Here is a 23,997-nt window from a genome sequence, read left to right on the forward strand (position 1 = left end):
ATGAACACACTGCGACGCTGGCGGCACGCGGCCGCCGAGAACCTGCGGGACCTCCGTGACGACGAGACGGGCGATGTGCCCGGCTGGGTGCTGGTCACTCTGATGACCGCAGGGCTGGTCGTGCTGATCTGGGCCGTGGCGGGCCCTGCGCTGAGCGACCTGTTCGAACAGGCGATCCAGCGCGTCTCCGGCCTCTGAGCGCGCGATGTCCATGTCGCTGCGGGATGACGAGCGCGGGTCGAGCCCGGTCGAGTTCGTGCTCGTCGGCACCATGCTCACGGTGCTCACGCTGGCGGTGCTGCAGCTCGCGCTCGTCGTGTATGTGCGGAACGTCGTGCACGACGCGGCGGTCGAGGGTGCGTACTACGCGGCTCTGGCAGACACGTTCCCCGAAGAGGGTGCCGCGCGTGCCCGCGAGGTGGTCACTCGTGCCGTGGGCGCAGCCTATGCGGAGGACGTCACGGTGGGTCCGGCGCGGCAGGCGGGGGAGGACACGGTCGTGGTGCGGATCCGCACCACGCTGCCGCTCCTCGGTCTGATCGGGATTCCCGCCGCGCTGCAGGTGGAGGCGCATGCCCCGGTGGAGACGTTCGATGTCGAGTGAGCAGGCGGTCTCGGTGGATGAGAGGACGGCGGATGAGAGGACGGCGGAGGAGGGATCGGCGGCGCTGGAGTTCATCGCGGTCGGGGTGCTCCTGCTCGTGCCGCTGGTGTATCTGATCGTCGCGCTCGGCACGATCCAGGAGCAGTCGCTCGGAGTGGAGGCCGCCGCGCGGCATCTGACTCGGACGCTGTCGCTGGCTCCGGATGCCGAGGCGGGGGCGGCACGCGCTCAGCGGGTGCTCGACGGTGTGGCCGCGGAGTACGGCATCGACCCGGCGGCACTGGACGTCGGCATGACGTGCGCGCCGATCGCCACTCCCTGTCCTGCGGCGGGGGCCACCGTGACAGTGACGGTGCGCACCCGTGTGCAGCTTCCGCTCGTGCCAGCCGTCCTCGGTCTCGATCGCGCTGCCGTCGTGCCCGTCGAGGGGATCGCCGTGCAGAAGGTGTCGCGCCTGTGGGGTGCGTCGTGAAGGCTCTCGCGGGCGATGCGGATGATTGCGAAGAGGAGGGGAGCGTGCTGCTGCTCGCGCTCGGCTATGCGGTGCTCGCGATCTCCCTGATTCTGGTCTGCGTGTGCGCGACCGATCTGTACATCGCGCAGAAGCGCCTCGACGCGCTCGCCGACTCCGCCGCGCTCGCCGGAGCGGACGGCTTCATCGTCGAGGTCGAGGGGGATGCGGTGCGCGCCGAACTCACGGATGCGGCTGTGCGGGAGCAGGCCGTCGCGCTCCTGCGGGCGCGTCCCGGAGATGCGACGCTCGTCTCGGCATCCGCCCCCGACGGCCTCTCGGCCCGTGTCACGGTCACGACCGACTGGCACCCGCCGGTTGTCTCGCTGTTCGTGCCGGAAGGTGTGCGACTGGAGGCGACCGCGACGAGTCGGACCGCGCTGCGGTAGCCCTGCTTCACCCCCGAAACGTCGACCGGATCCGCACCCAGAGCGGGTCGGCTTCGGAGAGCGCCGACACGAGCCGCAGCACACCGCCGAACTGCGCGCACCCGGACACCAGGGCGAGCATGCCGATCGCTCCGAAGGCGGCGGTCACCGAGGTCCATGCCGTCACGAGGTCGCGGATGAGCAGGGAGACGCCGGCGAGGCCGAGCAGCAGCGCGAGTGTGGCCGTCGTGATCCGGGCGAACACCCGCGGCTCGAAGTTCACCGTCCGCGCCTGCAGCCACCCAGCGGCTCGACGCTGGCGACCGCCGTGCGTGTACGGCAGGCGCATCCACCATGACGCCGCGTGCAGCATCCGCCGTCCCGATCGCCATAGAGCGACGAGCACCGAGACACCGGTCGCCGCGACACCTGCGGCGACGACGATGACCACCACGTCGAACACGGCCGGCACCCCACCCAGCATTGCGATCGTGCCGACCATCCCCACGGCCACGAGCAGGCCGAGTGCCGCGAGGACGAACGCCAGGAGTCCCAGCCCCCAGCGCGACCAGCGCTCGTAGTCCGCGCGGAGCGCTGACGCTGCGCGGTCCGCGTCGACGGGGCGGGCGCCCTGCGAGCCGGCCGTGTCGAGCAGAGGGCGGGAGGCGGGCAGCACGAATGCGAAGGCCATGCGACCAGGCTAGGGGGCCGCCGCGACCCGCGACGTCAGCGCGCGAATCGCGAGAGAACCTGCGCGACCCGCCGGTGGAACTGCGGAGGCACTTCGTCCGGCAACGCGTCGAGCGGCCACCAGCGGACGTCCTCGGACTCTTCGCTCACCACCAGCGCGGCGTCGGCGGCGAGGGTCAGCGCGACACCGATGTCGAGGTGCGAGGCGCAGCGGCCGAAGGCCGCGGACAGCGCGTGGTGGTCGAGGTCGTAGACGTACGGCTCCTCGAGCGCCGCCGGTGCGACACCCGTCTCCTCGGCGAGCTCGCGCAGCGCGGCATCGGCGATCGACCGATCGTCGGACTCGAGGTGACCGCCCGGCTGCACCCAGAATCGCCCTTTGCCGTGGAACACCAGCAGGATGCGCGTGAGCGACGGATCGAACACGAAGGCGGAGGCCGTCGCATGGTGCGGGCCGTCGTCGCGGGCGACCGGACCGTCATCGTCGGCGAAGAAGGAGGCGAAATCCGCCTGGACGGCGCGATCATGATCGGACACCACGGGGAACCCCGCGATGAGCCTGCGGACGTCCGCGCCGAGCACGCTCATTCGGCATCCTCCGTGGGTCCGCTATCCTCCACAGGCCCCGGATTCTTCGCGCGCGGCACGAACCGCGGAATCCACCGCACGAAGCCGCCGGCCCCGACGAGGCCGATCACGCCGATCACCGCCGCAGCGATCGGCAGCGACGCCACCGCCGTGATGCCAGACACGAGCAGCGGGGCCACCGCGCCACCGGCATCTGTCAGCGTCCGCCACGATCCCAGGAACGCCGCCGGTTCCCGTTTCGGCGCGACATCGGCACCGAGGGTGAGCAGGATGCCGCTGGACAGGCCGTTCCCCACCCCGAGCACGGCCGCGAACATGCCGAACCACAGCACCGCGGCATCCCCGTCGTGCGTGAACGACAGCGCGAGGAACCCCGCGCCCATCAGCACCATCGCGGGCATCGCCGCCCACAGCCGCCCGAAGCGGTCCATGACCTGACCGCTCGCGTAGAACAAGGCGAAGTCGATCGCGCCCGAGATGCCGACGACGAGCGCGATGGTCGAGGCGTCGAGTCCGAGCGAGAGCCCCCACAGCGGCAGCACCACCTGTCGGGCCGAGCGGACGGCCGAGAGGGATGCCGCGGCGAGGCCGAGACGCCCCAGCACGGAGCGCTGCTGCCACATGGTGCGGAAGATCCCGGTGGGCGGAGCCGTGGCGATCGCCCCGCTCACGGCCTCGCCGGTGTCTTCCGCCAGGGGAGCCGTGCGCACGGACGTCGTGGGCGGGATCGTCTTCTCGGGGTCGGGGCCGAACAGCACCAGCACGACCATCACGATCAGGCATGCGAGGAAGAACCAGATCGCCGCGGCCTCGGTCCCGAACAGCTGCAGCAGTCCCGCCGCGACGAACGGGCCGATGAAGATGCCGAGCCGGAAGCTTCCGCCCAGCAGCGACAGCGCCCGTGCGCGGAACGCGATCGGCACGCGCGTCGTCATGAACGCGTGCCGCGCGAGCCCGAACGCGGCGGCGCAGAAACCCAGCAGGAACACGGATGCCGCAAGGATCGCGGGCGACGGGGCGAACACCATGCCGACACCGGCCCCGATCGCGACAACTCCCGCGATGACCATCGTGAACCGCTCGCCGATGCGCGAGACGGCCCACCCCGCGGGGAGGTTGCCGCACAGCTGGCCCACGACCAGCGCCGAGGCCACCAGGGCGGCGAACGCGACATCGGCGCCCATCGACGCGGCGATCACCGGGATCAGGGGGATGACCGCACCCTCGCCGAGCGAGAACAGCACGGTCGGCAGGTACACCATGGGCCCGAAACGTCTCAGAACCGTGGATGCGCCGCTCACTCCCTTCACGCTACTCCCGTTCGCGGCGCGTCCCCGCCCGGGCAGGCGGCACGTTAGGCTGGGTGAGCCATGCTCGAACTCGACCTCTCCGCCGACATCCAGGCCCTCCGCGTCACCTACGGTGACATCCGCGAGGTCGTCGATGTCGATGCGCTCCGCTCCGACATCGCCCGACTCAGCGAGGAAGCCGGCGCGCCGGATCTCTGGGACGACACCGAGCGCGCTCAGAAGGTGACCAGCGCCCTCAGCCACGCCCAGTCGGCTCTCGCCCGCGTGGAGGGGATCGGCCGTCGCCTCGACGACCTCGAGGTGCTCGTCGAACTCGCGAACGAGATGGGCGACGAGGACTCGGCGATCGAGGCCCGCAACGAGCTCGCCGCGCTCACCGACGTGATCAACCAGCTCGAGGTGCAGACGCTGCTCGACGGCGAGTACGACGAGCGCGCCGCGATCATCACGATCCGCTCCGGCGCCGGCGGCGACGACGCCACCGACTTCGCCGAGATGCTCATGCGCATGTACCTGCGCTACGCCGAGCAGCACAAGTACCCGGTCAAGGTCATGGACACGTCCTACGCGGAAGGCGCGGGCATCAAGTCGACGACCTTCGAGATCGACGCCCCCTACGCCTTCGGCACCCTGTCGGTCGAGGCCGGCACGCACCGCCTCGCGCGCATCAGCCCGTTCGGCTCCGCCGACAAGCGCCAGACCTCGTTCGCCGCGGTCGAGGTCATCCCCCTCATGGAGGAGGCGACCGAGGTCGACATCCCCGAGGGCGACATCCGCGTCGACGTGTTCCGCTCGTCCGGCCCCGGCGGGCAGTCCGTCAACACGACCGACTCCGCCGTGCGCATCACGCACCTCCCGACCGGCATCGTCGTCTCGATGCAGAACGAGAAGTCGCAGATCCAGAACCGCGCCGCCGCCATGCGCGTGCTGCAGACCCGCCTCCTGCTGCTGCAGAAGGAAGAGGAAGCGGCGAAGAAGAAGGAGCTCGCGGGAAACATCACCGCGAGCTGGGGTGACCAGATGCGGTCGTACTTCCTCTACGGGCAGCAGCTCGTCAAGGACCTGCGCACCGGCCACGAGTCGGGGAACCCGGCCGCGGTGTTCGACGGCGACCTCGACGGGTTCATCTCGGCCGGCATCCGCTGGCGCAAGCGCAAGGACGAGGACTGATCCTCCGCGGCTGACGCCGGCGTCGTCGCTCATGCGACGTAGCGCTTGCGGACCGCCCTTGCGGTCGGCTCCCGGCCTTGCGGTCGACTCCCGCCCTTGCGGTCGACTCACCGGGCGCTGAGCTCGGCCCGGTGCCAGTGCCGGGGCCGGGCGGCCGAGCGGCGCCCGGCGGCCCGGCAGGCGGTCGTCAGCGAGCCGCGCCCTGCAGGGTGCCCGTGACGTCCTCGTAGCTGTACACGATGCACACGACCTCGCGGTCACCCATCCGCCACGTGCGCTGCGTCGGCACCGACCAGTAGAAGTCGAGGACCGAATCGGCGTATGCATGGCCGACGAAGGTCTCGAACTCGGCGATGCAGCGCTCGTCGGCGATCCGGCTGATTTCCTCGTCGCCCGGGAAGTCGCCGTCGTCGATGTCGAACGTGAGGTACACCTCGTCGGTGTGCGGTTCGTCGCAGGAGACGACGGGCACGTAGTAGACGTCCTCTTCCCAGTCGACGTAGGGGATGCACTGGCCGACCTCGAGGTCGGCCCAGCCGACCTGCTCCGCGTCGTCGGGCACCGTGGGGCCGTCGCTCGGTGCTGTCGTCGGAGGAGCGATCGGTGTTCCGCCGGTCTCGGGCGAGGTGCCTGTGGAACCGAACGAGATGAGCACGACCGCGACGGCGAGGAACGACCCCAGCACACTCGCGCCCATGCCGGCGATACCCGGCCACTTGGGCGCGCGGAAGAACAGCGACACGATGCCGAGCACGAAGGCGAGACCGAGCATCGCCCAACCCACGACCGCGATCGCGGGCACGCACGACAGCACGGCCCCGAGGACGGCGAGCCCGAGGGCGATCACCCCGAGGATCGGGAACCGGCGCGGCGGAGCCGCTGCGGCGGGTGCACCCCAGGCGGGCTGTGCGGCGCCGGGGTAGGTGTTCGGCGCGCCCCAGCCAGGCTGGGAGACGGAGCCGGGGTACCCGGGGGCGGCGCTGACCGGCACGGTGGGCTGCTCCGCCGAGGCCGCGCCCGGCAGCGCCCACGGCGGAATGAAGGCGGCGTTCGTCGCGGCATCCTGCGGCGGAGCAGGAGCGCCGACGGTGGGAGAGCCGACGGGGTGCGTGCTGTCGACGGGCGTACTGTCGGTCGCCGGGCCGCTGGTCGGTGTGCTGTCGACCGCCGCGTCGTCGAGCGGCACGGTCGCCGCGGCATCTGCGGGCGCTCCCGCAGCCGATGCCTCGGTGGAATCGTCGTTCTCCGCGCTCGCGGGGTGCTGTGCGGCGACCGCGGCTGCATCAGCCTCGGCGGCGGGCGTCGCGGGCGCGGCAGGCGTCGTCGGTGTCGCGGGCGCGGCGAGCGTGTGCTGCGTCCACGCGGAGCCGTCCCACCAGCGTCGCCGTCCGGAGCCGTCGTCGTACCATCCGGCAGGGATCGTCATGCCGTCGTCCTCGTCCTTCGCGCTCAACCGGCGGTCGCGGTGACCGAGATGCGGGCGACTTCCTGCAGCAGCTCGTCCGTCACGATGACGGTGTACGAGCCGCTCTGGGCGACGTCGAAGGTCACCTTGCCGTTGACCGACTGCCCGGCAGCGAGCTCCTCGCTGCCGATCTGGCCGTCGGCGAAGAAGTCGTACGTTCCCTCGACGCCCTCGGCGGTCTCGATGCCGAAGTAGATCGGGTTGACGTAGCTGGTGCCGGAGACCCCGTCCCACGTGATGTCGAGGATCACGAAGCCGCCGTTGGTCGCGGGGATGCTCGAGCCGTCGGACGTCGCCCATGTGGCGGAGTTCACGGTGACCTCACCCGATCCGGAGAGCTGGGTCACGGTGATGGCTTCGCCCATCGTGCCCTCGACGACCTCGGGCGTCCCGAAGCCGCCGTCGGAGTCGCCGTCGGTGCCGGTGTCGCTGTCGCTGGACGGAGGCGAGGTCGGGAAGTCACGGGTGACCTCGGACGCGACCGTCGCCACGAAGAACACGATGGCCACGACGACACCGATGATCGTGCCGACGACCGACAGGATGAGCCCCGTGATGCCGGGCCACTTCCGGCCCTTCAGGAAGAGCGAGATGAGCGAGGCGATGAAGCCCACCCCGAGCAGCACGAAGCCGATGATGTTGAGGAACGGGATGAAGGCCAGGATCGTGCCCAGTACGGCGAGGCCGAGACCGACGAGTCCGAGCACTGAGGGGCGCGCGGGGGCCGCGGGAGCCCCACCGTAACCGCCGGGATAGCCGCCGATCGGGTATCCCGGGCCACCGGGCGCAGAGCCGGCACCGGAGTAGGCCTGAGCCGCCCCGGGATAGGTAGGCGGCTGTGGAGCGGGCACAGCGCCGGGGTACGCGACGCCGGCTCCGGGGTAGGTCGGGGCCGGATTGCCGTACGGAGGCACGGCGGGATCGAGTGGCGTGGAGGGCCCGCTGGTGCCAGGGGCCGTGAACGGCGTGGTCGGCTGGGCGTCCCAGGACGGGGCCTCGGGGGTCGCCGGTGCGGACCAGGACGGCGCCGCCTCGGGGGCCGTGACCGGTTCGCTCGCGTCCGTCGGGACTGCGGTGTCGAGTGCGGGACTCTCGGGCTCGGCGCCGTCGACCGGGGCCGCGGGGTCAGCGGCAGCGGGGGCACTCGCAACGGGCTCGGCGTCGACGGGCTCAGCGGCGGTGCCGACCGCGTCCGTGGTCGGGGTATCCACACCCGAACCGGCATCCACAGGCCCGGGATCCGTCACCCCGGCATCCGTCGCCCCGGCATCCGCCGATCCCGCATCTGCGGGGGCGGTCTCCGTGGACGGAGCCTCGGACCACGACGTCTCGACGGCGGCGACCGATCCGAGCGTCGCCTCCGTCTCCACGGCGGCGGGCGTGGTGTCGGCGGCGGTCACGTCCGCCGGGGCGACCGGGGCGAAGTGCTCGGTCCACTGGGTGCCGTCCCACCAGCGCTGCCTGCCGGATCCGTCGTCGTACCAGCCTGCGGGCGTCGTCATGATGGTCCCCTCGGAAGTCTTCGTCCGCGCTGACCGCGGATCGACACCTCCATGTATAGCAGTGCCCTCCGACGCAGAGGAGGCCTGCGGGGTGTCGCTCGCGGGCAGATCATCCGACGCGCTTAGGCTCGAAGCGCCATGATTCGGTTCGAGAACGTCACGAAACGCTACCGCGGGACCACCAGACCCGCCCTGTCCGGCGTCGACTTCGAAGTCCAGCGCGGAGAGTTCGTCTTTCTCGTCGGCGCCTCGGGGTCGGGTAAATCGTCGTGTCTGCGACTCATTCTGCGTGAGGACGTCCCCACGACGGGTCGCATCGCCGTGCTCGGCCGCGACCTGCGGTCGCTGGCGAACCGCAAGGTCCCCTACTTCCGGCGGCACATCGGCTCGGTGTTCCAGGACTTCCGCCTGCTGCCCTCGAAGACCGTGTATCAGAACGTCGCGTTCACCCTGCAGGTGACCGGATCGTCACGCGGGTTCATCCAGCAGGCGGTGCCGGAGGCGCTCGCGCTCGTCGGCCTCGACGGCAAGCAGAAGCGGATGCCGCACGAGCTGTCCGGTGGCGAGCAGCAGCGTGTGGCGATCGCCCGCGCGCTCGTCAACCGTCCTCAGGTCCTGCTCGCCGACGAGCCGACCGGAAACCTCGACCCCGCGACCTCCGTCGACATCATGCAGCTGCTCGCACGGATCAACGCCGGCGGCACGACCGTGCTCATGGCCACGCATGAGGCGGCGTTCGTCGACCAGATGCAGCGCCGCGTGATCGAGCTCCGCGACGGCGAGATGGTGCGCGACGAGGTCCACGGCGGCTACGGCGACACGTCCAACATCCCGCGCCTCGTACCCGAGGAGGTCCGTGGCGCTGCCGCCGCCGCCGCGCTCACCGCGGTGCAGGAGGTGCAGCGCCAGACCGCCGACCTCTCGGTCGTGCGCGCAGCGCTCGCGGAGGAGCTGAGTGCGCAGCGCAGGGCGGCATCGACCGCCCCTGACGCCGTGCCCACGGCATCCGAGATCCCCGAGGCCCAAGCGGTGCCCATCGAACCGCAGACCGACCTGCAGCCGGAGACGACTCCCGAGGCGAAGCCGGCGGCGGTCGGACCGCGCACGCATCCGATCGTCCTGCCGCAGGTCGACGTGGCTGAGGTGGGGGTCGCAGACCGACTGGGCCTGTCCGACGACGGCGCCGAGGAGGTGGGCCCGACCTCATGAGAATCGGACTCATCCTGGCGGAAGCCCTCGGCGGCCTCCGTCGCAACATCTCGATGGTCATCTCCGTCGTGCTCGTGACCTTCGTGTCGCTCACATTCGTCGGGGCCGCGATCCTCATGCAGTCGCAGATCGGCACCATGCGCGGGTACTGGACCGAGCGGGCCCAGGTGGCGGTGTACATGTGCTCGACGATCTCCGAGTCGCCGACCTGCGTCGACGGCGGCGCCACCGAGGATCAGGTGAACGCCGTGCGCGACCAGCTCGACGGAGAGGCCCTCTCACCGCTCATCAGCGAGGTGACCTTCGACACCAAGGAGGACACCTACGCCAAGCTCGTCGCGCAGCTCGGCGAGGAGCAGGCGAGCGTGATCACCCCGGACCAGGCGTTCGAGGTCTTCTTCGTCACGATGAAGGACCCGGGGCAGTCGCAGGTGATCTCCGAGGCGTTCAACGGCGTCGCCGGGGTCGAGCAGGTTCAGGACCAGCTGCAGTACCTGGAACCCCTGTTCTCGGCGCTCACGGTCGCGACGTACATCGCAGTGGGCATCGCCGTGCTGATGCTCATCGCCGCGATCCTGCTGATCGGCACGACGATCCGATTGTCGGCGTATGCGCGTCGCAAGGAGATCGGCATCATGCGACTGGTCGGGGCGTCGAACCGCTTCATCCAGACCCCGTTCGTGCTGGAGGGCGTGTTCGCGGCGTTCCTCGGGTCGGTCCTCGCGAGCGCCGCGGTCGTCGCCGGGGTGCACTTCGGCGTCAACGGCTATCTCCGCGGACGTGTGCCGTTCATCACGACCTGGATCACGATGCAGGATGCCGCGCTCGTCGTTCCCGTCCTGATCGGCATCGGCGTGGTGCTGGCCGCGCTCTCGGCCGGGTTCGCTATCCGCCGGTGGCTTCGCACCTGACCCGCTCCGCGGTATAGACTGACAGGCTGCCGTGCGCCCGCCACCGGGCACCGCACGATGCCACGGCACGGATCAGGAGAGAATCATGCCCAGGGAACGCGGGGAGAAGGTCATCGCGACCAATCGTCGCGCACGTCACGATTACAACATCGAGAAGTCGTACGAGGCGGGGATGGTGCTCACCGGCACCGAGGTGAAGTCATTGCGTCAGGGACGCGCCAACCTCAGCGACGGCTACGCGTTCGTCAAAGGCAATGAGGTGTTCCTGGATGCCGTGCACATCCCCGAGTACTCGCAGGGGCACTGGACGAACCACTCGGCCAAGCGCATCCGCAAGCTGCTGCTGCACCGCGAGGAGATCGCCAAGCTCGCTCACGCCGTCTCGGCAGGCGGGTACACCCTGATCCCGCTCAAGCTGTACTTCTCGGACGGCCGGGCGAAGGTCGAGATCGCCTTGGCGAAGGGCAAGCGCGAGTATGACAAGCGCCAGACCCTGCGCGAGCGTCAGGACACCCGCGAGGCCGAGCGCGCCATGCGCCTGCGCAACCGCGTCGGCGACTGACCGTCGCCCGCTGATCCGACGCCGGTGACGGCACAGCCCTCAGGGCGCGGGTGTGAAACCGAACACGCGGCCGAGGAACGCCAGCTCGCGCTCGAGCGCGTCGACGATCGTCTCCGCCGCCCGGAAGCCGTGCCCTTCCGTCGGGTACGCCACGTACTCGTGCTCCACGCCCCGCGACCGCAGCGCGTCGCGGATCGCCTCGGACTGGGCGGGAGGCACCACGCGATCCTCTCCGCCCTGCATCAGGAGCACCGGCACGTCGATGCGGTCGGCGTGCGTGAGCGGCGACCGGTCGACGTACAGCTGCTCGGCCTCGGGGAGCGGACCCACCAGGCCCTCGATGTAGTGCGCCTCGAAGTCGTGCGAGTGCTCGACCAGCATCCGGAGATCCGCGACGCCGTAGCGGCTGATCCCGGCGGCGAACGTGCCGCCCCGCACGAGCGCAGACAGCACCGTCCACCCACCCGCCGAACCGCCGCGGATCGCGATGCGCGCCGGGTCGGCCAGCCCGGCATCCGCCAGGCCGCGCGCGGCCGCGATCACGTCGTCGACGTCGACCACGCCCCACTGGCCGTCGAGCCTCTCGCGGTACGCACGGCCGTAGCCCGTCGATCCGCCGTAGTTGACGTCGAGCACGCCGATGCCGCGGCTGGTGTAGAACGCGACGGCGGCGGAGGACGCCCCGGTGACATGCGCCGTAGGACCGCCGTGCACGAAGACGACGTACGGCGGGAGCTCGCCGTACGGCGCGGTGTGCTCGGGGTTCCGCGGGGCGTAGGCGAACGCGTGCACGGGGCCGTGCGGGCCGTCGACGAGCAGGACGGATGCCGTGGGCATCCACGCAGGATCCGCTGGCGTCCCTCCGGCGACGCGTTCGACCGCGCCCGAGTCGACGTCGACCGCCCACACACCGGGTGCCGACGTCGAGCTGCTGCCGGACAGCAGCACGCGGGAGCCCGAGACGTCGTCGACGCTGACGTGACCGTCGGCCGCGAGGGTCAGCGGGCGTGCGCTGCCGTCCGGTGAGACGACCACCACGTCGTCGCGACCGTTCGTGCGCACCGCCAAGATGCGGCCGTCGTCGAGAGGCTGGAACCACCTGTTGCCGAGAACCCAGAGCCCGTAGCCGGTGTCGGCGTCGATCCCGGCGGCCGACACGGGGCGGGCATGTGCGTCGCCTCCGTCGCCGTCGCCTCCGTCGCCGTCGCTGAGGCGGAGCCGCTGCAGCGCCCAGCGCCCGGAGGGATCGTCGGCGTACACGAGCTCGTCGTCGCCGGTCCACTCCGGCTGCAGGGCGGCTCGGGTCGCAGGTGCGATCCTCCGGTCGCAGTCCGCGATCACGAGTGCGGCCGACTGCCACGGCATCCGGGGAGCATGCCACTCGACCCACGCGAGGCGGGAGCCGTCGGGCGAGAGCGCGGGATGCGCGTAGAAGCCCTCGCCCTCCACGATCACGGTGAGTGCGCGCTCGTCGTCCGCGGCCGAGCCGTCCAGTGGGATCTCCACGATGCCGCGGCGGTGCGGATCGCTCGTCAGGTTCTCACGGACCGCGAACAGGCGCCCGTGCTGCAGACGCAGTCCGCCGTGAGCCGGCCCGGGCGGGGTGAGCGGCACGGGATCGCCGCCGCGCGGCATCCGGCGCACACGCTGGTCGGCCGCGTCGACGAAGTACAGGGTGCCGTCGTGGTCGGCCGTCCAGGCGCCACCGCCGTACTCGTGCACACGGGACCGCGCGTTCCACGGAGCGGGCAGGACCACCGCGCCCGTCGAGCTGCGCACCGCGACGCGGCCGCCCTCTGCCGGCACGGACTCTCCCCACCACACCTCGTCGCCGACGAAGCGGGCACCGTCGATGCGCGGCGCGGCTGCGGCGATCGACGCGGGGGAGAAGGGGGAGGACCAGGAGCCGTAAGGTGCGGTCATGCCTTCGAGCCTAAGCGCGGGGCGCCGTGCGGTGCCTTCCGGCGCGCGTCGAGGGAGCGGGACGGCGCGCGGTCGTGCGGTGCGGCGCGGGCGGCGAACAGCGCAGAATCAGACGGCGCGCAGTCAGGCGGCGCAGTGTCAGACGGCGCGGAGGACGGCTACGACCTTGCCGAGGATCACGGCCTCGTCGCCGAGGATCGGCTCGAACGCGGAGTTGCGCGGCAGCAGCCACGTGTGACCGTCGCGGCGTCGCAGCACCTTGACCGTGGCTTCTCCGTCGAGCATCGCGGCGACGATCTCGCCGTTCTCGGCGGTGCCCTGGGATCGCACGACCACCCAGTCGCCGTCGCAGATCGCAGCGTCGATCATCGATTCGCCCGAGACCTTCAGCATGAACAGGTCGCCCTTGCCGACGAGCTGACGCGGCAGCGGGAAGATCTCCTCGACCTGCTGGTCGGCGGTGATCGGGACACCCGCGGCGATGCGGCCGACCAGGGGGACGAGCGCGGCGTCGCCGACGGGGGCCGCGACGTCGGCGGGGTTCTCGGCGCCGGTGCCGGGGAGGTCGATCAGCACTTCCATGGCCCGTGTCTTGCCGGGATCGCGGCGCAGGTAGCCGCTGAGCTCGAGTTGGCCGAGCTGGTGGGTCACGCTCGACAGCGACTTGAGGCCGACGGCGTCGCCGATCTCGCGCATGCTCGGCGGGTAGCCGTAGCGGCTGATGGAGGTCTGGATGACCTCGAGGATGGCCATCTGCTTGGGGCTGAGGCTCTTCCGACGACGAGTGCGCGGCGCCTCGGCTTCAGGGGCGGAGTTCTCGCTCATGGTTCTCCTCAGGGGTGCGGATCCGGCGTCTCGATTCGAATGTCGGAGGTCCGTGGTGGGGTGTTCGTATCGAAACCGTATCCGAGAAACGCGCCGATAGGGAATATCTGTTCGAGCGTGTCGGTTATCTCGGGGGCCGGATTTCGAAGAAGTCTTGACAGATGTTCGAATTCGAAGATAACTTCGGAACGTAGCTTCGCATCCTCGGCTCCCGGCCGAGTCGCGGATGCGAACGCTACGCCACCTTCACCGCCCCGCGGTCACCCAGAGGAGCATGAGATGAGCACCATCACCTTCAGCAGCGCAGCAGTCCTTCCGGCACGTCCGGCGACTCGCATCCGGCTGACGGCGCGCGGTCGTCGGGTCGTGCTCGCTCTCGCGGCTGTGCCGCTCGCGGCGGGCATCGCCTTCGGTGCGCTGAGCGGCGGGAGCGCGATCGCATCGAACGAGGACGTCGCGACGGCATCCTTCGAGACCGTGACCGTGATGCCCGGCGACACCCTCTGGTCGATCGCCGAGAGCGTCGCACCGGGTTCGGACCCGCGTGAGGTCATCGGCGACATCACCCGGCTCAACGCGCTGCAGGGCGGCGCGCTGCAGATCGGTCAGGAGATCGCGATCCCCGCGGCCTACTCGGAGTGAGTGCTTCACTCGGCGTCACCGAGTGACGCGCCGTGCCCCGCTCGGCCTACCATGGGAAGGGTGACTGCTTCGCTCGCCGACCTTCCGCTCCGTGACGATCTCCGAGGTCTCACCCCGTACGGTGCGCCTCAGGCCCCGCTTCCCATCGCGCTGAACGTCAACGAGAACACGCATCCCGTGCCCGATGCGGTCGCCAGCGACATCCTCGACGACATCGCTGTGGCGCTTCGCGACGTCAACCGGTATCCCGATCGCGAGTTCACGACCCTCCGCGAAGGTTTCGCGGAGTACCTCGGCCACGGACTCGACGCCTCGCAGATCTGGGCCGGCAACGGTTCGAACGAGGTCCTGCAGCACATCCTGCAGGCGTTCGGTGGGCCCGGTCGCACCGCGTTCAGCTTCGCGCCCACCTACTCGATGTACCCGTTGATCGCGAAGGGGACCGGCGCGAGCTGGGTCGCGGGCACCCGTCAGCCGGACTACACGATCACCCCCGAGGAGGCCGCCGCGCAGATCGCCGAGGTCGATCCCGACGTCATCCTGCTCTGCGCGCCCAACAACCCGACGGGCACCCCGCTGGGGCTCGACGTCGTCGAGGCGGTCTACGAGGCCTCGCGGGGCATCGTCGTCGTCGACGAGGCGTACCAGGAGTTCGCACCGCACGACGCGCCCTCCGCTCTCACGCTGCTCGACGGCCGTCCGCGCCTGGCGGTCTCGCGCACCATGAGCAAGGCCTTCGCGTTCGCCGGCGCGCGTGTCGGCTACCTCGCCGCCGACCCCGCGTTCATCGACGCCCTGCGACTCGTCCGGTTGCCCTATCACCTCAGCGCGCTCACACAGGCGGCGGCGATCGCGGCACTGCGCAACTCCGACGTGATGCTCGGCATGGTCGCGGAGATCGTCGAGCAGCGTGATCGGATCTCGGCGACGCTCGAGGCGCTCGGCTACACGCCGCACGAGTCGTGGTCGAACTTCGTGCTGTTCGGCGGCGTCGCCGATCCGAAGCGCGTCTGGCAGGAGCTGTACGACCGGGGAGTGCTGATCCGCGACGTGGGGCTTCCCGGGCACCTCCGTGTGACAGCCGGCACCGAAGCCGAGACCACCGCGTTCCTGGACGCCCTCGCATCGATAGGATCGGCATCATGAGCAGCACCGCCCAGGCCCCGCGCACCGCCAACCGCGTGCGCAGCACCTCCGAGTCGACCGTCGAGCTCGAGCTGAACCTCGACGGCACGGGCGCGAGTCGCATCGACACCTCGGTGCCGTTCTTCGACCACATGCTCACGGCGTTCGCGAAGCACTCGCTGACCGACCTCACGGTGCGCGCCTCCGGTGACACCCACATCGACGCCCACCACACCGTCGAGGACATCTCGATCGTGCTCGGTCAGGCGATCCGCGAGGCGCTCGGCGACAAGTCGGGCATCGCCCGCTACGGCGACGCGCTCGTGCCTCTCGACGAGGCGCTCGCGCAGGCCGTGGTCGACATCTCCGGACGGCCGTACCTCGTGCACACCGGCGAGCCCGTCGGCTTCGAGCACCACCTGATCGGCGGTCACTTCACGGGGGCGCTCGTGCGGCACACGTTCGAGGCTCTCGCGTTCAACGCCGGCCTCACGGTGCACGTCCGAGTCCTCGGCGGCCGCGACCCGCACCACATCGCGGAGGCCGAGTACAAGGCGTTCGCGCGCGCGTTCCGTCAGGCCAAGGCTCTCGACCCGCTGGTCGACGGCATCCCCTCGACAAAGGGAGCGCTGTGAGCCGGACGCCCCGCGTAGCCGTCTTCGACTACGAGTCCGGCAACGTGCACTCGGCGGTCAAGGCCCTCGTCGCGGCCGGAGCGGATGCCGTGCTCACGCGCGACCGCTCCGAGGCGCTCGAGGCCGACGGCCTGCTCGTGCCCGGTGTCGGCGCCTTCCAGGCCGTGCGCGACGCCCTGCGCGCCCACGGAGGGGACGAGATCATCGATCGCCGTCTCGCCGGCGGACGTCCGGTGCTCGGCATCTGCGTCGGCATGCAGGTCCTCTTCGCGCACGGCGTGGAGCGCGGCCACGACACCGAGGGACTCGGCGAATGGCCCGGGGCGGTGACCGAGCTGAACGCGCCCGTGCTCCCGCACATGGGGTGGAACACCGTCGAACCCGGCGCGGACTCCGTGCTCTTCCGCGGCATCGAGCAGGAGCGCTTCTACTTCGTGCACTCCTACGGTGCCCAGAAGTGGGAGCTCGACGTCATCCCGCCGTTCCCGCAGCCGGTCCTGACGTGGGCGACGCACGGCGACCCGTTCCTCGCCGCCGTCGAGAACGGCCCGTTGTCTGCCACGCAGTTCCACCCGGAGAAGTCCGGCGATGCCGGCATCCAGCTGCTCCGGAACTGGATCGGCTCCCTCGGCGACTGACGTGCCCGTTCGGCCACCCGGCTGAGCGGATCGCTCTCAGAACCCGCGGGCGACGGCCGCAGCGGCCGACAGCCACGCCTCCTGGGTGGGCGAGGCGAGCGCGCGCAGTCGAAGGTGACCGTCGACCATCTCCCGGTCGTAGGGGATCTGGACGACTTCCCGCGCGAGCGGCTGATAGCCGGCAACGACCTCGGCGACCTCGGCGGACGAGGCCTTGGGGTCGGCCTGGCTCACCACGACGACGGCCTGGCGCGCGAGGTGCGCCGACCGCTCGTCGCGGTCCTCCAGAGCCTCCAGGAGCAGTGCCCCTGCTTCGGCGTGGTCGTCGCGGGTCGTCGTGGCGACGACGAGCTGGTCGGCGTGATCGATCATGCGCAGCCACATCGGGTCGGACTCGTCGTTGCCCGAGTCGATGATGATGAGACGGTAGAACTTCGCGGCGACCGCGTGGATCGCATCCACGTCCGCGGGACTCAGCCTGTTCTCGTGCGCGAGCCGGATCGGCTTCGACCGCAGCACGTCGTACTTCTCCTGCGGCTGGTGGTGCACGAAGTGCGCGAGGTCGGCGGACTGCCCTTGGGCGCCCAGCAGCCTCTGCGTCTGGGGGAGCAGTTCCAGGAGGGTGCGGTCGTGCGCCCCGGTCTCGGTGCGCCACCCGAGCGTTCCCCGGGTCTGGTTGTTGTCCCAGGCGAGCACCCCGGCGCCGCCGTACTGCGCGAACACCGCGGACAGCAGCACGGTCGCCGGGGTCTTCCCCGCTCCGCCCTTGCCGTTGACGACTGCGACGGTGCGAGGTCCCGGCCAGTGGCGGCTCACGGCATGCTCGTCATCGCGCTGCGCGCGTTCGCTCGCGTTCGGTCCCAGGGAGAACCCGAGTCTGTTGAGGAAGCCGCGTCCTCCGCGCCGGGCGGGATCCTCGCGCGGATCCTGCTGGAGGAAGGAACGGCGCTCGACACCCTGCTCGCGCTGCTCGCGCCGGGATGCGGCGGGGTGGTCGGATGCTGGTGCGGCAGGTGCCTGCGGTGCGGCGGGCGCGTGCGGCGCGGCGGGTGCCTGCGGTGCGGCGGGCGCGTGCGGTGTGGCGGGTGCCTGCGGTGCGGCAGGCGGATGCTGCGCGGCCGGCGTATGTGGAGCCGCCGGCGTATGCGATGCGGCGGGCGCGGGCGATGCGGCTGGCGCGAACGTAGCCGAGGGAGCAGAGGTCCGCGGCGGATGCGCCCCGGGAACCTTCTCGACGAGTTCCGGCTGAGCCGGCGAGGTCGGCTGAGGGGGTGCTGCCGTCGCCGCCGGTGACGAGGGCGCGCCGGATGCCGGTGGCATGGTGGGCCGTGCCGCGGGCGCGGTGCCCTGGTCGGCGGCCTGCGGCGGGATGGGCATCGCGGTGGGCACGGGCGGCGTCGCGGGGGCGGGCAGGGTGTTCGCCGTGCTCGGCGACGGTGTGGTCGCCGGGCCGGGTGGGCTCGTCGGCGTCTGCGGGCTCGCCTGCGCAGGGGCGGGAGCGGGCGCGGTCACCTCGGATGAGGTGGTGGGCCGGTTCGCCGCGGCGGCAGCCGCAGCGGCACGCGTGGTGGGAGCGGGCACAGTGCCGGGGACAGGAGCGACGGGCAGCGCGGTAGCGGACGTCGGCGGAGCCGTCGGGGTCACCGGCGCACCCGGGGCCGACGGCGCGGACGGAGCCGGAGGAGTCGCCGGTTGCTCAGTCTGCGCCGCGGGTGGCGTCCGGGATACCGCGTATCCCGGCATGGTGGGCCAGTCGTCGTCATCCTGGTCCTGCGGAGTGAGGGGCACGTGCTCGACGAGGTCGGGCGTCTCGGGCGGGCTCGTGTTTCCCCGCCGCAGGGGGCCTCCGCCGTAGGCTTCGCCGTCGCGCGTCATGGACCTTCTCCTCGTCGACCGGATACACGTGTCTTCGAGGCTACCGCGTGGCATCCGTCCCACGGCGTCACGCTCATTTGGAGCGGACGGATGCGGCGGCTAGTGTCGATTCTCGTGCCGACGAATCGGCGCTCCCGATCCCACCTGAGGACGTCATGAACGACTTCGCGCAGTCCCCTTCCCTCACCCTGCTTCCCGCGGTCGACGTCGCAGGCGGCAAGGCTGTCCGGCTCACGCAGGGTGAGGCCGGCACCGAGACCAGCTACGGCGACCCGCTCGACGCGGCAGGGGAGTGGGTGTCGCAGGGGGCGAAGTGGATCCACCTCGTCGACCTCGACGCGGCGTTCGGGCGCGGCAGCAACGCGCCGATCCTCCGCAAGGTCATCAAGCAGTTCAAGAACGTGAACGTCGAGCTGTCCGGCGGCATCCGTGACGACGCCACTCTCGAGGCGGCTCTCGAGAGCGGGGCTGCGCGCATCAACCTCGGCACCGCGGCGCTCGAGAACCCGGAGTGGGCCGCCGACGTGATCAGCCGCTTCGGCGAGGCGATCGCGGTCGGTCTCGACGTGCGCGGCACGACGCTCGCCGCGCGCGGGTGGACCAAGGAGGGCGGCGACCTCTGGGAGGTGCTCGAGCGCCTCGAGGACGCCGGCTGCAGCCGCTACGTCGTGACCGACGTCACCAAGGACGGCACGCTCAAGGGCCCGAACCTCGAGCTCCTGCGCGAGGTGACGTCCCGCACGCCCAAACCTGTCGTGGCCTCCGGAGGCATCTCGAACCTCGACGACATCGCGGCGCTTCGCGACCTCGTGCCGCTCGGCGTCGAGGGTGCGATCGTCGGCAAGGCGCTGTACGCCGGTGCGTTCACGCTCGCTGAGGCCCTGGATGTCGCGGGAGACTGACGCCCACGCGTGCGGCCCCGAGTCGCACGATCATTCGGCGCACGGCCACGGCGACTCCGCCGGCGTCCCGTGGGAGGGGCGCAGCTTCGAGACGAATCCGCACGCCGCCGACGATGGCTCCGCCGACCCGGCCCTGCTCGCTGCGCTGCTGCGCTTCCGATCGGGAGAGGGCTCGCAGGCCGAGGTCGTCGACGCTTTTCGCGCAGCCAGGGTCCTGGTCCCTCTGATCGCCGAGAAGGGCGAGGAGGGCGTGGCGCCCAGCGGCCTCGCGGTCGACAAGACGCAGGAGCTGTCGATCGTGACGGTCGCCGCTCCCGACGGGCGTCGTGTGCAGCCGGTGTTCTCCTCCGTGCAGACGATGCAGGCATGGGATGCCGCGGCGCGGCCGATCCCGGTCGAGGCCGTGCGTGTCGCGCTGTCGGCCTCCGCGGAGGACACCGACCTGATCGTGCTCGACCCGACCTCCGAGACCGAGTTCGTGATCCGGCGTCCGGCCGTCTGGGCGGTCGCCCAGGGGCACGCGTGGGAGCCGAGCTTCCTGTCGCCCGAGGTGGTCCGCGCGCTGCAGGAGAGCGTCGCGCACGAGCTGGCCGTGATCGATGTCGCGGTCGCTCCGGGCGATCCCGACGCCCGTCTGCGCGGTCCCGAGCTGATCGTGATCCTCGAACTCGTCGATGGACTCGAGCGCGAGGTGTTGGATGCCGTGCTCTCCCGGCTTGCGCAGCGCTGGGCCGCCGACGACCGCATCGCCGTGCTCGCGGACTCGCTGACCGTCAAGCTTCGCCGCTCCGTCTGACGGCCGGACTCTCGCAGTCCGCGCAAATATATTGCCACTCCGGTCAGATCGCTGCACGATCGCCGTCAAGGGACGCAGAGTCGCGTCCATAGGAGGATGAAATGGGCAAGTACGAGATCTACAAGGACTCTTCGGGACACTTCCGCTTCCGGCTGAAGGCGGCGAACGGCGAGATCATCGCCACCTCGCAGGCGTACACGACCAAAGCCGGCGCGCTCGGAGGCATCGCCTCCGTCAAGAAGAACGCGAACGCGCCGACAGTCGACCTCACCTGAGGTGCTCGCTAAGCTCTCGGCATGAAGCGGGTGAGCGCGGTCGGGCTGCTGGTTGTAGTCGTCGCGCTGCTCGCCGGGTGCTCGTTCCCGCCCGGTGCCTGCACGGCGATCGGATGGAGCAATGCGGTGACGATCGACGCCTCCGCCTACGGCTCCGACGTGTTCCTGCAGGTGTGCACGGGCGCCGGGTGCTCTCCGGATCCCGGGGTGGAGCCGACGCCGAGCACCGACCTCTCGGTGCCGGAGCGCGGGGACGCCTGGGCGTTCGGGTTCGGCTTCGACGCGCCGGAGGAGATCACCGTGCGCGTGTACGACGACGGCGGCATCCTGCTCTCCGAGACCGAGGAGACGATCGACTGGACGCACTCCACCGATCCGTGCGGCGGACCGTCGACGGCGCCGCCGGTGGTTCTGGAGCGGTAGAGCGTTTCGTCTCGCTGCGCTCGCTCAACGACCGGGGAGGGGGGCTCGCGAACGACCGGGTAGGGGCGCTCGCTCGACGACCGGGTAGGGGCGCTCGCGAGAGCCGGGGCGGGGTCAGGTGACCGGGCCGGTCCACTTCTCGCCGGGGCCCTTGCCGATCGGGTCGGGGATCGTGGAGGTCTCGCGGAATGCGAGCTGCAGCGAGCGGAGGCCGTCGCGCAGCGACCGCGCGTGCATGTCGCTGATCTCGGGTGCACCCGCGGTGATGAGGCCGGCGAGTGCGTTGATGAGCTTGCGAGCCTCGTCGAGGTCGATCTGTGCGGCCGCGTTCGGGTCGTCGGCGAGACCGAGCTTGACCGCGGCCGCGCTCATGAGGTGCACCGCCGCGGTGGTGATGACCTCGACAGCGGGGACGTCCGCGATGTCGCGGGTGGCCGATGACGCGGCCTCCTCCTGCCGAGCCCAGCGCTCCTCGCGCTCGCGTGCGGTCTCGTCGGATGCCTGGTTCGTCACTTCGCCTTGCCTTCTGTTAGACTGTGTCGGGCTCCGGAGCGTCATGCTCCGGCACGAAAGAGGATTCACTTCCCACCCGCGCTTGCCGTTCCAGGCTACCGGGTCTTGCACTCCACCGGATCGCGTCGTCAGACCGAACCGGCAGACAGGGTGCGAAGCCGGCATCTGACTGCCGGCGGGTGGGGGACGATTCCGAATTCGCTCGGGATGCAGACAGCATCCTGATGGCCGAATCCCATCGTCTAAGGAGTTCCGCATCAGCGATCCCCGCACCAATGAGCGCATCCGCGTCCCCGAGGTCCGCCTCGTCGGCCCCGCGGGTGAGCAGATCGGCGTCGTCCGCATCGAGGCGGCGCTGCGCCTTGCGCAGGAAGCCGACCTCGATCTCGTCGAAGTGGCCCCCAACTCGAAGCCGCCCGTGGTCAAGATCATGGACTACGGCAAGTTCAAGTACGAGGCCAACCAGAAGGAGAAGGAAGCTCGCCGCAACCAGGCGAACACCGTCCTGAAGGAGGTGCGCTTCCGTCTGAAGATCGAGGCGCACGACTACACGACCAAGCTCAAGCGCGCCGAGGGCTTCCTCAAGGCCGGCGACAAGGTCAAGGCCATGATCCTGTTCCGCGGCCGTGAGCAGTCGCGTCCCGAGCAGGGCGTGCGTCTGCTCCGCAAGTTCGCGGAGGACGTCGCCGAACTCGGAACCGTCGAGTCGAACCCGACCATCGACGGCCGCAACATGGTCATGATCGTGGCCCCGCTCAAGAGCAAGTCCGAGGCCAAGCAGGAGCAGAACGCCGTCCGCGACGCGAAGAAGCGGGCCGCGCGCGATGCCAAGCACGAGTCCGACGCCCCGGCCGCAGCCGCGGCGGAGTGACGACCGCCCCCTACTTCCCGCACAGCGGGTTGACACCGTCGCCTGAGAAGGCGCATTACGAAGGAAGAGAAGATGCCGAAGCAGAAGACCCACTCGGGTGCTAAGAAGCGCTTCAAGATCACCGGCAGCGGCAAGCTGAAGAAGCAGCAGGCCGGGATGCGCCACAACCTCGAGCACAAGTCGAGCCGTCGCACCCGTCGTCTGAACCAGGACCAGGTGCTCGCGAAGGCCGACTTCAAGGTCGCCAAGAAGCTTCTCGGCCGCTGACGCGCCCGAACGCACGAATAGGAACACAGGAAAATGGCAAGAGTCAAGCGGGCGGTAAACGCCCACAAGAAGCGCCGCGTCATCCTCGAGCGCGCATCCGGCTACCGCGGTCAGCGTTCGCGCCTCTACCGCAAGGCCAAGGAGCAGGTCATCCACTCCCTGGTCTACTCGTACCGGGACCGTCGCAAGCGCAAGGGTGACTTCCGTCGCCTCTGGATCCAGCGCATCAACGCTGCTGCACGCCAGAACGGCATCACGTACAACCGCTTCATCCAGGGCCTCGGCCTCGCGGGTGTCACGGTCGACCGTCGCATGCTCGCCGACCTCGCGGTCAACGACGCGGCGACGTTCACGACGCTCGTCGAGACGGCCAAGAAGGCTCTGCCTTCCGACGTCAACGCGCCGAAGTCGGCCGCGTAAGCAGCACGTCACCACAGAGGACGCTCTCCTTCGGGAGGGCGTCCTCTGTCGTTCTCCTGCTGTTATCCGCGGGAGAGGGCGCCAGGGTCCCTAGACTGGGATCGTGCTGGAGAACCCCCGGTCCCCCCGAGTCCGTGCCGTCGCGAAGCTGACGAAGCGCAGCGCGCGCACCGAGACGGGCCTGTACCTGCTCGAAGGCCCTCAGGCGGTGCGCGAGGCGCTCACCTACAGTCCCGAGGCCATCGTCGAGCTGTTCGCGACTCCGAGCGGCTGGGACAAGCATCCCGACATCCGGTCGAAGGCGACGGATGCCGGCGTCGACGTCGAGCACGTCACCGAGTACGTCCTCAACGCGATGGCCGACACGGTCACACCGCAGGGGCTGGTCGCGGTCGTGCGCCAGACGCCCACCTCCGTCCGCGACATCTTCGCAGCCGCTCCCCGTCTCGTGGCGATCTGCGAGGAGATCCGCGACCCGGGCAACCTCGGCACGATCATTCGGGCGGCCGATGCCGCGGGAGCCGATGCCGTCGTGCTCACCGGCAACACGGTCGACCCGTACAACCCCAAGGTCGTCCGGGCGACGACCGGATCCCTGTTCCACCTCCCGGTGTCGGTGAACGCCGACCTCGCAGACGTCGTGGAGCGGGCGCACGCCTCAGGCCTCCGCATCCTCGCCGCCGATGTGAAGGGCGACGACCTGCTCGACGCGCGCGCCGAGGGGATGCTGGCGGAGCCGACGGCGTGGCTGTTCGGCAACGAGGCGCGGGGTCTGGAGGACGAGGCGCTCGACCGCGCCGACAGGGTGCTCCGGCTGCCGATCTTCGGACGGGCGGAGTCCCTCAACCTCGCGACGGCCGCGAGCGTGTGCCTGTACGAGAGCGCCTTCGCACAGCGCGCCGCGGCGCTCACCTGAGCCGTTCGCGGTCGGGCGCGACGACCCCCGACTGATAATCTGTCCCCCTGCCCGAGCGGAG

The 23,997-nt window shown here is 70.5% G+C and carries 29 protein-coding genes; 20 read left to right on the forward strand and 9 right to left on the reverse strand.

The genetic code is table 11. From position 1 onward, the window contains the following. The 4 genes from MRBLMX7_RS16500 to MRBLMX7_RS16515 are packed head-to-tail and all read left to right on the forward strand — an operon-like array spanning position 1 to position 1,504. The gene (locus MRBLMX7_RS16500; RefSeq protein ID WP_050722822.1) at positions 1–198 is read left to right on the forward strand and encodes a hypothetical protein; all 198 of its coding nucleotides are present in this window, start codon (positions 1–3) and stop codon (positions 196–198) included. Positions 199–205: 7 nt separating this feature from the next. Beyond that, a complete protein-coding gene (locus MRBLMX7_RS16505; RefSeq protein WP_363370136.1) occupies positions 206–604 on the forward strand; it encodes a TadE/TadG family type IV pilus assembly protein in 399 nt (132 codons plus the stop codon). Further along, positions 594–1,076: a TadE family protein gene (locus MRBLMX7_RS16510; protein ID WP_363370138.1), complete on the forward strand. Its 483-nt coding sequence runs from the start codon at positions 594–596 to the stop codon at positions 1,074–1,076. The genes MRBLMX7_RS16505 and MRBLMX7_RS16510 overlap by 11 nt, the downstream gene beginning before the upstream one ends. A 44-nt stretch (positions 1,077–1,120) precedes the next feature. Next, on the forward strand, positions 1,121–1,504 hold the full coding sequence (locus MRBLMX7_RS16515; RefSeq protein WP_363370140.1) for a hypothetical protein: 384 nt from the start codon (positions 1,121–1,123) through the stop codon (positions 1,502–1,504). Positions 1,505–1,511: 7 nt separating this feature from the next. Here the strand turns inward: MRBLMX7_RS16515 and MRBLMX7_RS16520 are convergent, their stop codons facing one another. Genes MRBLMX7_RS16520 through MRBLMX7_RS16530 form a run of 3 tightly spaced genes read right to left on the reverse strand, consistent with a single transcriptional unit; the run spans position 1,512 to position 4,023 of the window. Next, positions 1,512–2,174, reverse strand: a complete 663-nt coding sequence (locus tag MRBLMX7_RS16520; RefSeq protein WP_363370142.1) for a hypothetical protein — start codon at positions 2,172–2,174, stop codon at positions 1,512–1,514. A gap of 35 nt (positions 2,175–2,209) precedes the next feature. Then, on the reverse strand, positions 2,210–2,761 hold the full coding sequence (locus MRBLMX7_RS16525) for an NUDIX hydrolase (RefSeq protein WP_363370144.1): 552 nt from the start codon (positions 2,759–2,761) through the stop codon (positions 2,210–2,212). After that, a complete protein-coding gene (locus tag MRBLMX7_RS16530; RefSeq protein ID WP_363370974.1) occupies positions 2,758–4,023 on the reverse strand; it encodes an MFS transporter in 1,266 nt (421 codons plus the stop codon). The genes MRBLMX7_RS16525 and MRBLMX7_RS16530 overlap by 4 nt, the downstream gene beginning before the upstream one ends. Positions 4,024–4,131: 108 nt before the next feature. On the opposite strand from MRBLMX7_RS16530, the gene prfB reads away from it, so the two are divergent. Further along, positions 4,132–5,241 (forward strand): peptide chain release factor 2, encoded by a 1,110-nt coding sequence (gene prfB / locus MRBLMX7_RS16535; protein ID WP_363370146.1) that lies wholly within the window; start codon positions 4,132–4,134, stop codon positions 5,239–5,241. Between the two features lie 187 nt (positions 5,242–5,428). On the opposite strand, the gene MRBLMX7_RS16540 is transcribed toward prfB, so the two are convergent. Together MRBLMX7_RS16540 and MRBLMX7_RS16545 are read right to left on the reverse strand one after the other, a co-directional pair. Further along, a complete protein-coding gene (locus tag MRBLMX7_RS16540) occupies positions 5,429–6,667 on the reverse strand; it encodes a septum formation family protein (protein WP_363370148.1) in 1,239 nt (412 codons plus the stop codon). Positions 6,668–6,690: 23 nt separating this feature from the next. After that, the gene (locus MRBLMX7_RS16545; RefSeq protein WP_363370150.1) at positions 6,691–8,208 is read right to left on the reverse strand and encodes a DUF2510 domain-containing protein; all 1,518 of its coding nucleotides are present in this window, start codon (positions 8,206–8,208) and stop codon (positions 6,691–6,693) included. Between the two features lie 138 nt (positions 8,209–8,346). On the opposite strand from MRBLMX7_RS16545, the gene ftsE reads away from it, so the two are divergent. From ftsE to smpB, 3 genes are all read left to right on the forward strand, one after another. Then, positions 8,347–9,417, forward strand: a complete 1,071-nt coding sequence (gene ftsE / locus MRBLMX7_RS16550) for a cell division ATP-binding protein FtsE (protein ID WP_363370152.1) — start codon at positions 8,347–8,349, stop codon at positions 9,415–9,417. After that, positions 9,414–10,328, forward strand: a complete 915-nt coding sequence (gene ftsX / locus MRBLMX7_RS16555; RefSeq protein WP_050722831.1) for a permease-like cell division protein FtsX — start codon at positions 9,414–9,416, stop codon at positions 10,326–10,328. Before ftsE ends, ftsX begins: the two co-directional genes overlap by 4 nt. 85 nt (positions 10,329–10,413) lie before the next feature. Next, positions 10,414–10,890, forward strand: coding sequence for an SsrA-binding protein SmpB (gene smpB, locus MRBLMX7_RS16560; protein ID WP_363370155.1), 477 nt, complete (start codon positions 10,414–10,416; stop codon positions 10,888–10,890). Between the two features lie 39 nt (positions 10,891–10,929). On the opposite strand, the gene MRBLMX7_RS16565 is transcribed toward smpB, so the two are convergent. Continuing rightward, positions 10,930–12,813, reverse strand: coding sequence for a prolyl oligopeptidase family serine peptidase (locus MRBLMX7_RS16565; RefSeq protein ID WP_363370156.1), 1,884 nt, complete (start codon positions 12,811–12,813; stop codon positions 10,930–10,932). 138 nt (positions 12,814–12,951) lie between these two features. Next, positions 12,952–13,638 (reverse strand): transcriptional repressor LexA, encoded by a 687-nt coding sequence (gene lexA / locus MRBLMX7_RS16570; protein ID WP_363370158.1) that lies wholly within the window; start codon positions 13,636–13,638, stop codon positions 12,952–12,954. Between the two features lie 279 nt (positions 13,639–13,917). On the opposite strand from lexA, the gene MRBLMX7_RS16575 reads away from it, so the two are divergent. Genes MRBLMX7_RS16575 through hisH form a run of 4 tightly spaced genes read left to right on the forward strand, consistent with a single transcriptional unit; the run spans position 13,918 to position 16,678 of the window. Next, positions 13,918–14,280 carry a LysM peptidoglycan-binding domain-containing protein gene (locus MRBLMX7_RS16575; protein ID WP_363370160.1) on the forward strand — a complete coding sequence of 121 codons (363 nt, stop codon included), beginning with the start codon at positions 13,918–13,920 and terminating at the stop codon, positions 14,278–14,280. A gap of 51 nt (positions 14,281–14,331) precedes the next feature. Further along, positions 14,332–15,426: a histidinol-phosphate transaminase gene (locus MRBLMX7_RS16580; RefSeq protein WP_363370162.1), complete on the forward strand. Its 1,095-nt coding sequence runs from the start codon at positions 14,332–14,334 to the stop codon at positions 15,424–15,426. Further along, entirely contained in the window at positions 15,423–16,040 is a 618-nt protein-coding gene (gene hisB / locus MRBLMX7_RS16585) for an imidazoleglycerol-phosphate dehydratase HisB (RefSeq protein ID WP_363370164.1), read from the forward strand. Before MRBLMX7_RS16580 ends, hisB begins: the two co-directional genes overlap by 4 nt. Beyond that, positions 16,037–16,678: an imidazole glycerol phosphate synthase subunit HisH gene (gene hisH / locus MRBLMX7_RS16590; protein ID WP_363370166.1), complete on the forward strand. Its 642-nt coding sequence runs from the start codon at positions 16,037–16,039 to the stop codon at positions 16,676–16,678. The genes hisB and hisH overlap by 4 nt, the downstream gene beginning before the upstream one ends. A 36-nt stretch (positions 16,679–16,714) precedes the next feature. Here hisH and MRBLMX7_RS16595 read toward each other — a convergent pair whose 3' ends face one another. After that, positions 16,715–18,553, reverse strand: coding sequence for a MinD/ParA family ATP-binding protein (locus tag MRBLMX7_RS16595; RefSeq protein ID WP_363370168.1), 1,839 nt, complete (start codon positions 18,551–18,553; stop codon positions 16,715–16,717). A 155-nt stretch (positions 18,554–18,708) separates the two neighbouring features. On the opposite strand from MRBLMX7_RS16595, the gene priA reads away from it, so the two are divergent. The 4 genes from priA (at position 18,709) to MRBLMX7_RS16615 (ending at position 20,949) form a co-directional block, all read left to right on the forward strand. Next, complete coding sequence (gene priA / locus MRBLMX7_RS16600; protein WP_363370170.1) at positions 18,709–19,455, forward strand: bifunctional 1-(5-phosphoribosyl)-5-((5-phosphoribosylamino)methylideneamino)imidazole-4-carboxamide isomerase/phosphoribosylanthranilate isomerase PriA; 747 nt, start codon at positions 18,709–18,711, stop codon at positions 19,453–19,455. Further along, complete coding sequence (locus MRBLMX7_RS16605) at positions 19,439–20,251, forward strand: SseB family protein (RefSeq protein WP_363370172.1); 813 nt, start codon at positions 19,439–19,441, stop codon at positions 20,249–20,251. Before priA ends, MRBLMX7_RS16605 begins: the two co-directional genes overlap by 17 nt. A gap of 101 nt (positions 20,252–20,352) precedes the next feature. Beyond that, on the forward strand, positions 20,353–20,526 hold the full coding sequence (locus tag MRBLMX7_RS16610; protein WP_363370174.1) for a YegP family protein: 174 nt from the start codon (positions 20,353–20,355) through the stop codon (positions 20,524–20,526). Positions 20,527–20,547: 21 nt separating this feature from the next. Next, the gene (locus tag MRBLMX7_RS16615) at positions 20,548–20,949 is read left to right on the forward strand and encodes a hypothetical protein (protein ID WP_363370176.1); all 402 of its coding nucleotides are present in this window, start codon (positions 20,548–20,550) and stop codon (positions 20,947–20,949) included. 114 nt (positions 20,950–21,063) lie between these two features. On the opposite strand, the gene MRBLMX7_RS16620 is transcribed toward MRBLMX7_RS16615, so the two are convergent. Then, positions 21,064–21,462, reverse strand: a complete 399-nt coding sequence (locus MRBLMX7_RS16620) for a DUF1844 domain-containing protein (RefSeq protein ID WP_050722843.1) — start codon at positions 21,460–21,462, stop codon at positions 21,064–21,066. A gap of 232 nt (positions 21,463–21,694) precedes the next feature. Between MRBLMX7_RS16620 and infC the strand changes: the two genes are divergently transcribed. From infC to MRBLMX7_RS16640, 4 genes are all read left to right on the forward strand, one after another. Then, positions 21,695–22,333: a translation initiation factor IF-3 gene (infC, locus tag MRBLMX7_RS16625; RefSeq protein WP_363370978.1), complete on the forward strand. Its 639-nt coding sequence runs from the start codon at positions 21,695–21,697 to the stop codon at positions 22,331–22,333. 72 nt (positions 22,334–22,405) lie between these two features. Further along, on the forward strand, positions 22,406–22,600 hold the full coding sequence (rpmI, locus tag MRBLMX7_RS16630; protein WP_025105280.1) for a 50S ribosomal protein L35: 195 nt from the start codon (positions 22,406–22,408) through the stop codon (positions 22,598–22,600). Positions 22,601–22,633: 33 nt separating this feature from the next. Further along, entirely contained in the window at positions 22,634–23,020 is a 387-nt protein-coding gene (gene rplT, locus MRBLMX7_RS16635; protein ID WP_045252681.1) for a 50S ribosomal protein L20, read from the forward strand. A gap of 103 nt (positions 23,021–23,123) precedes the next feature. Then, a complete protein-coding gene (locus MRBLMX7_RS16640; protein WP_363370178.1) occupies positions 23,124–23,936 on the forward strand; it encodes a TrmH family RNA methyltransferase in 813 nt (270 codons plus the stop codon). The last annotated feature ends 61 nt before the right edge of the window (positions 23,937–23,997 follow it).

Origin of the sequence: Microbacterium sp. LMX7-1.2 (genome assembly GCF_040675935.1) — a bacterium.
Lineage (GTDB): Bacteria > Actinomycetota > Actinomycetes > Actinomycetales > Microbacteriaceae > Microbacterium.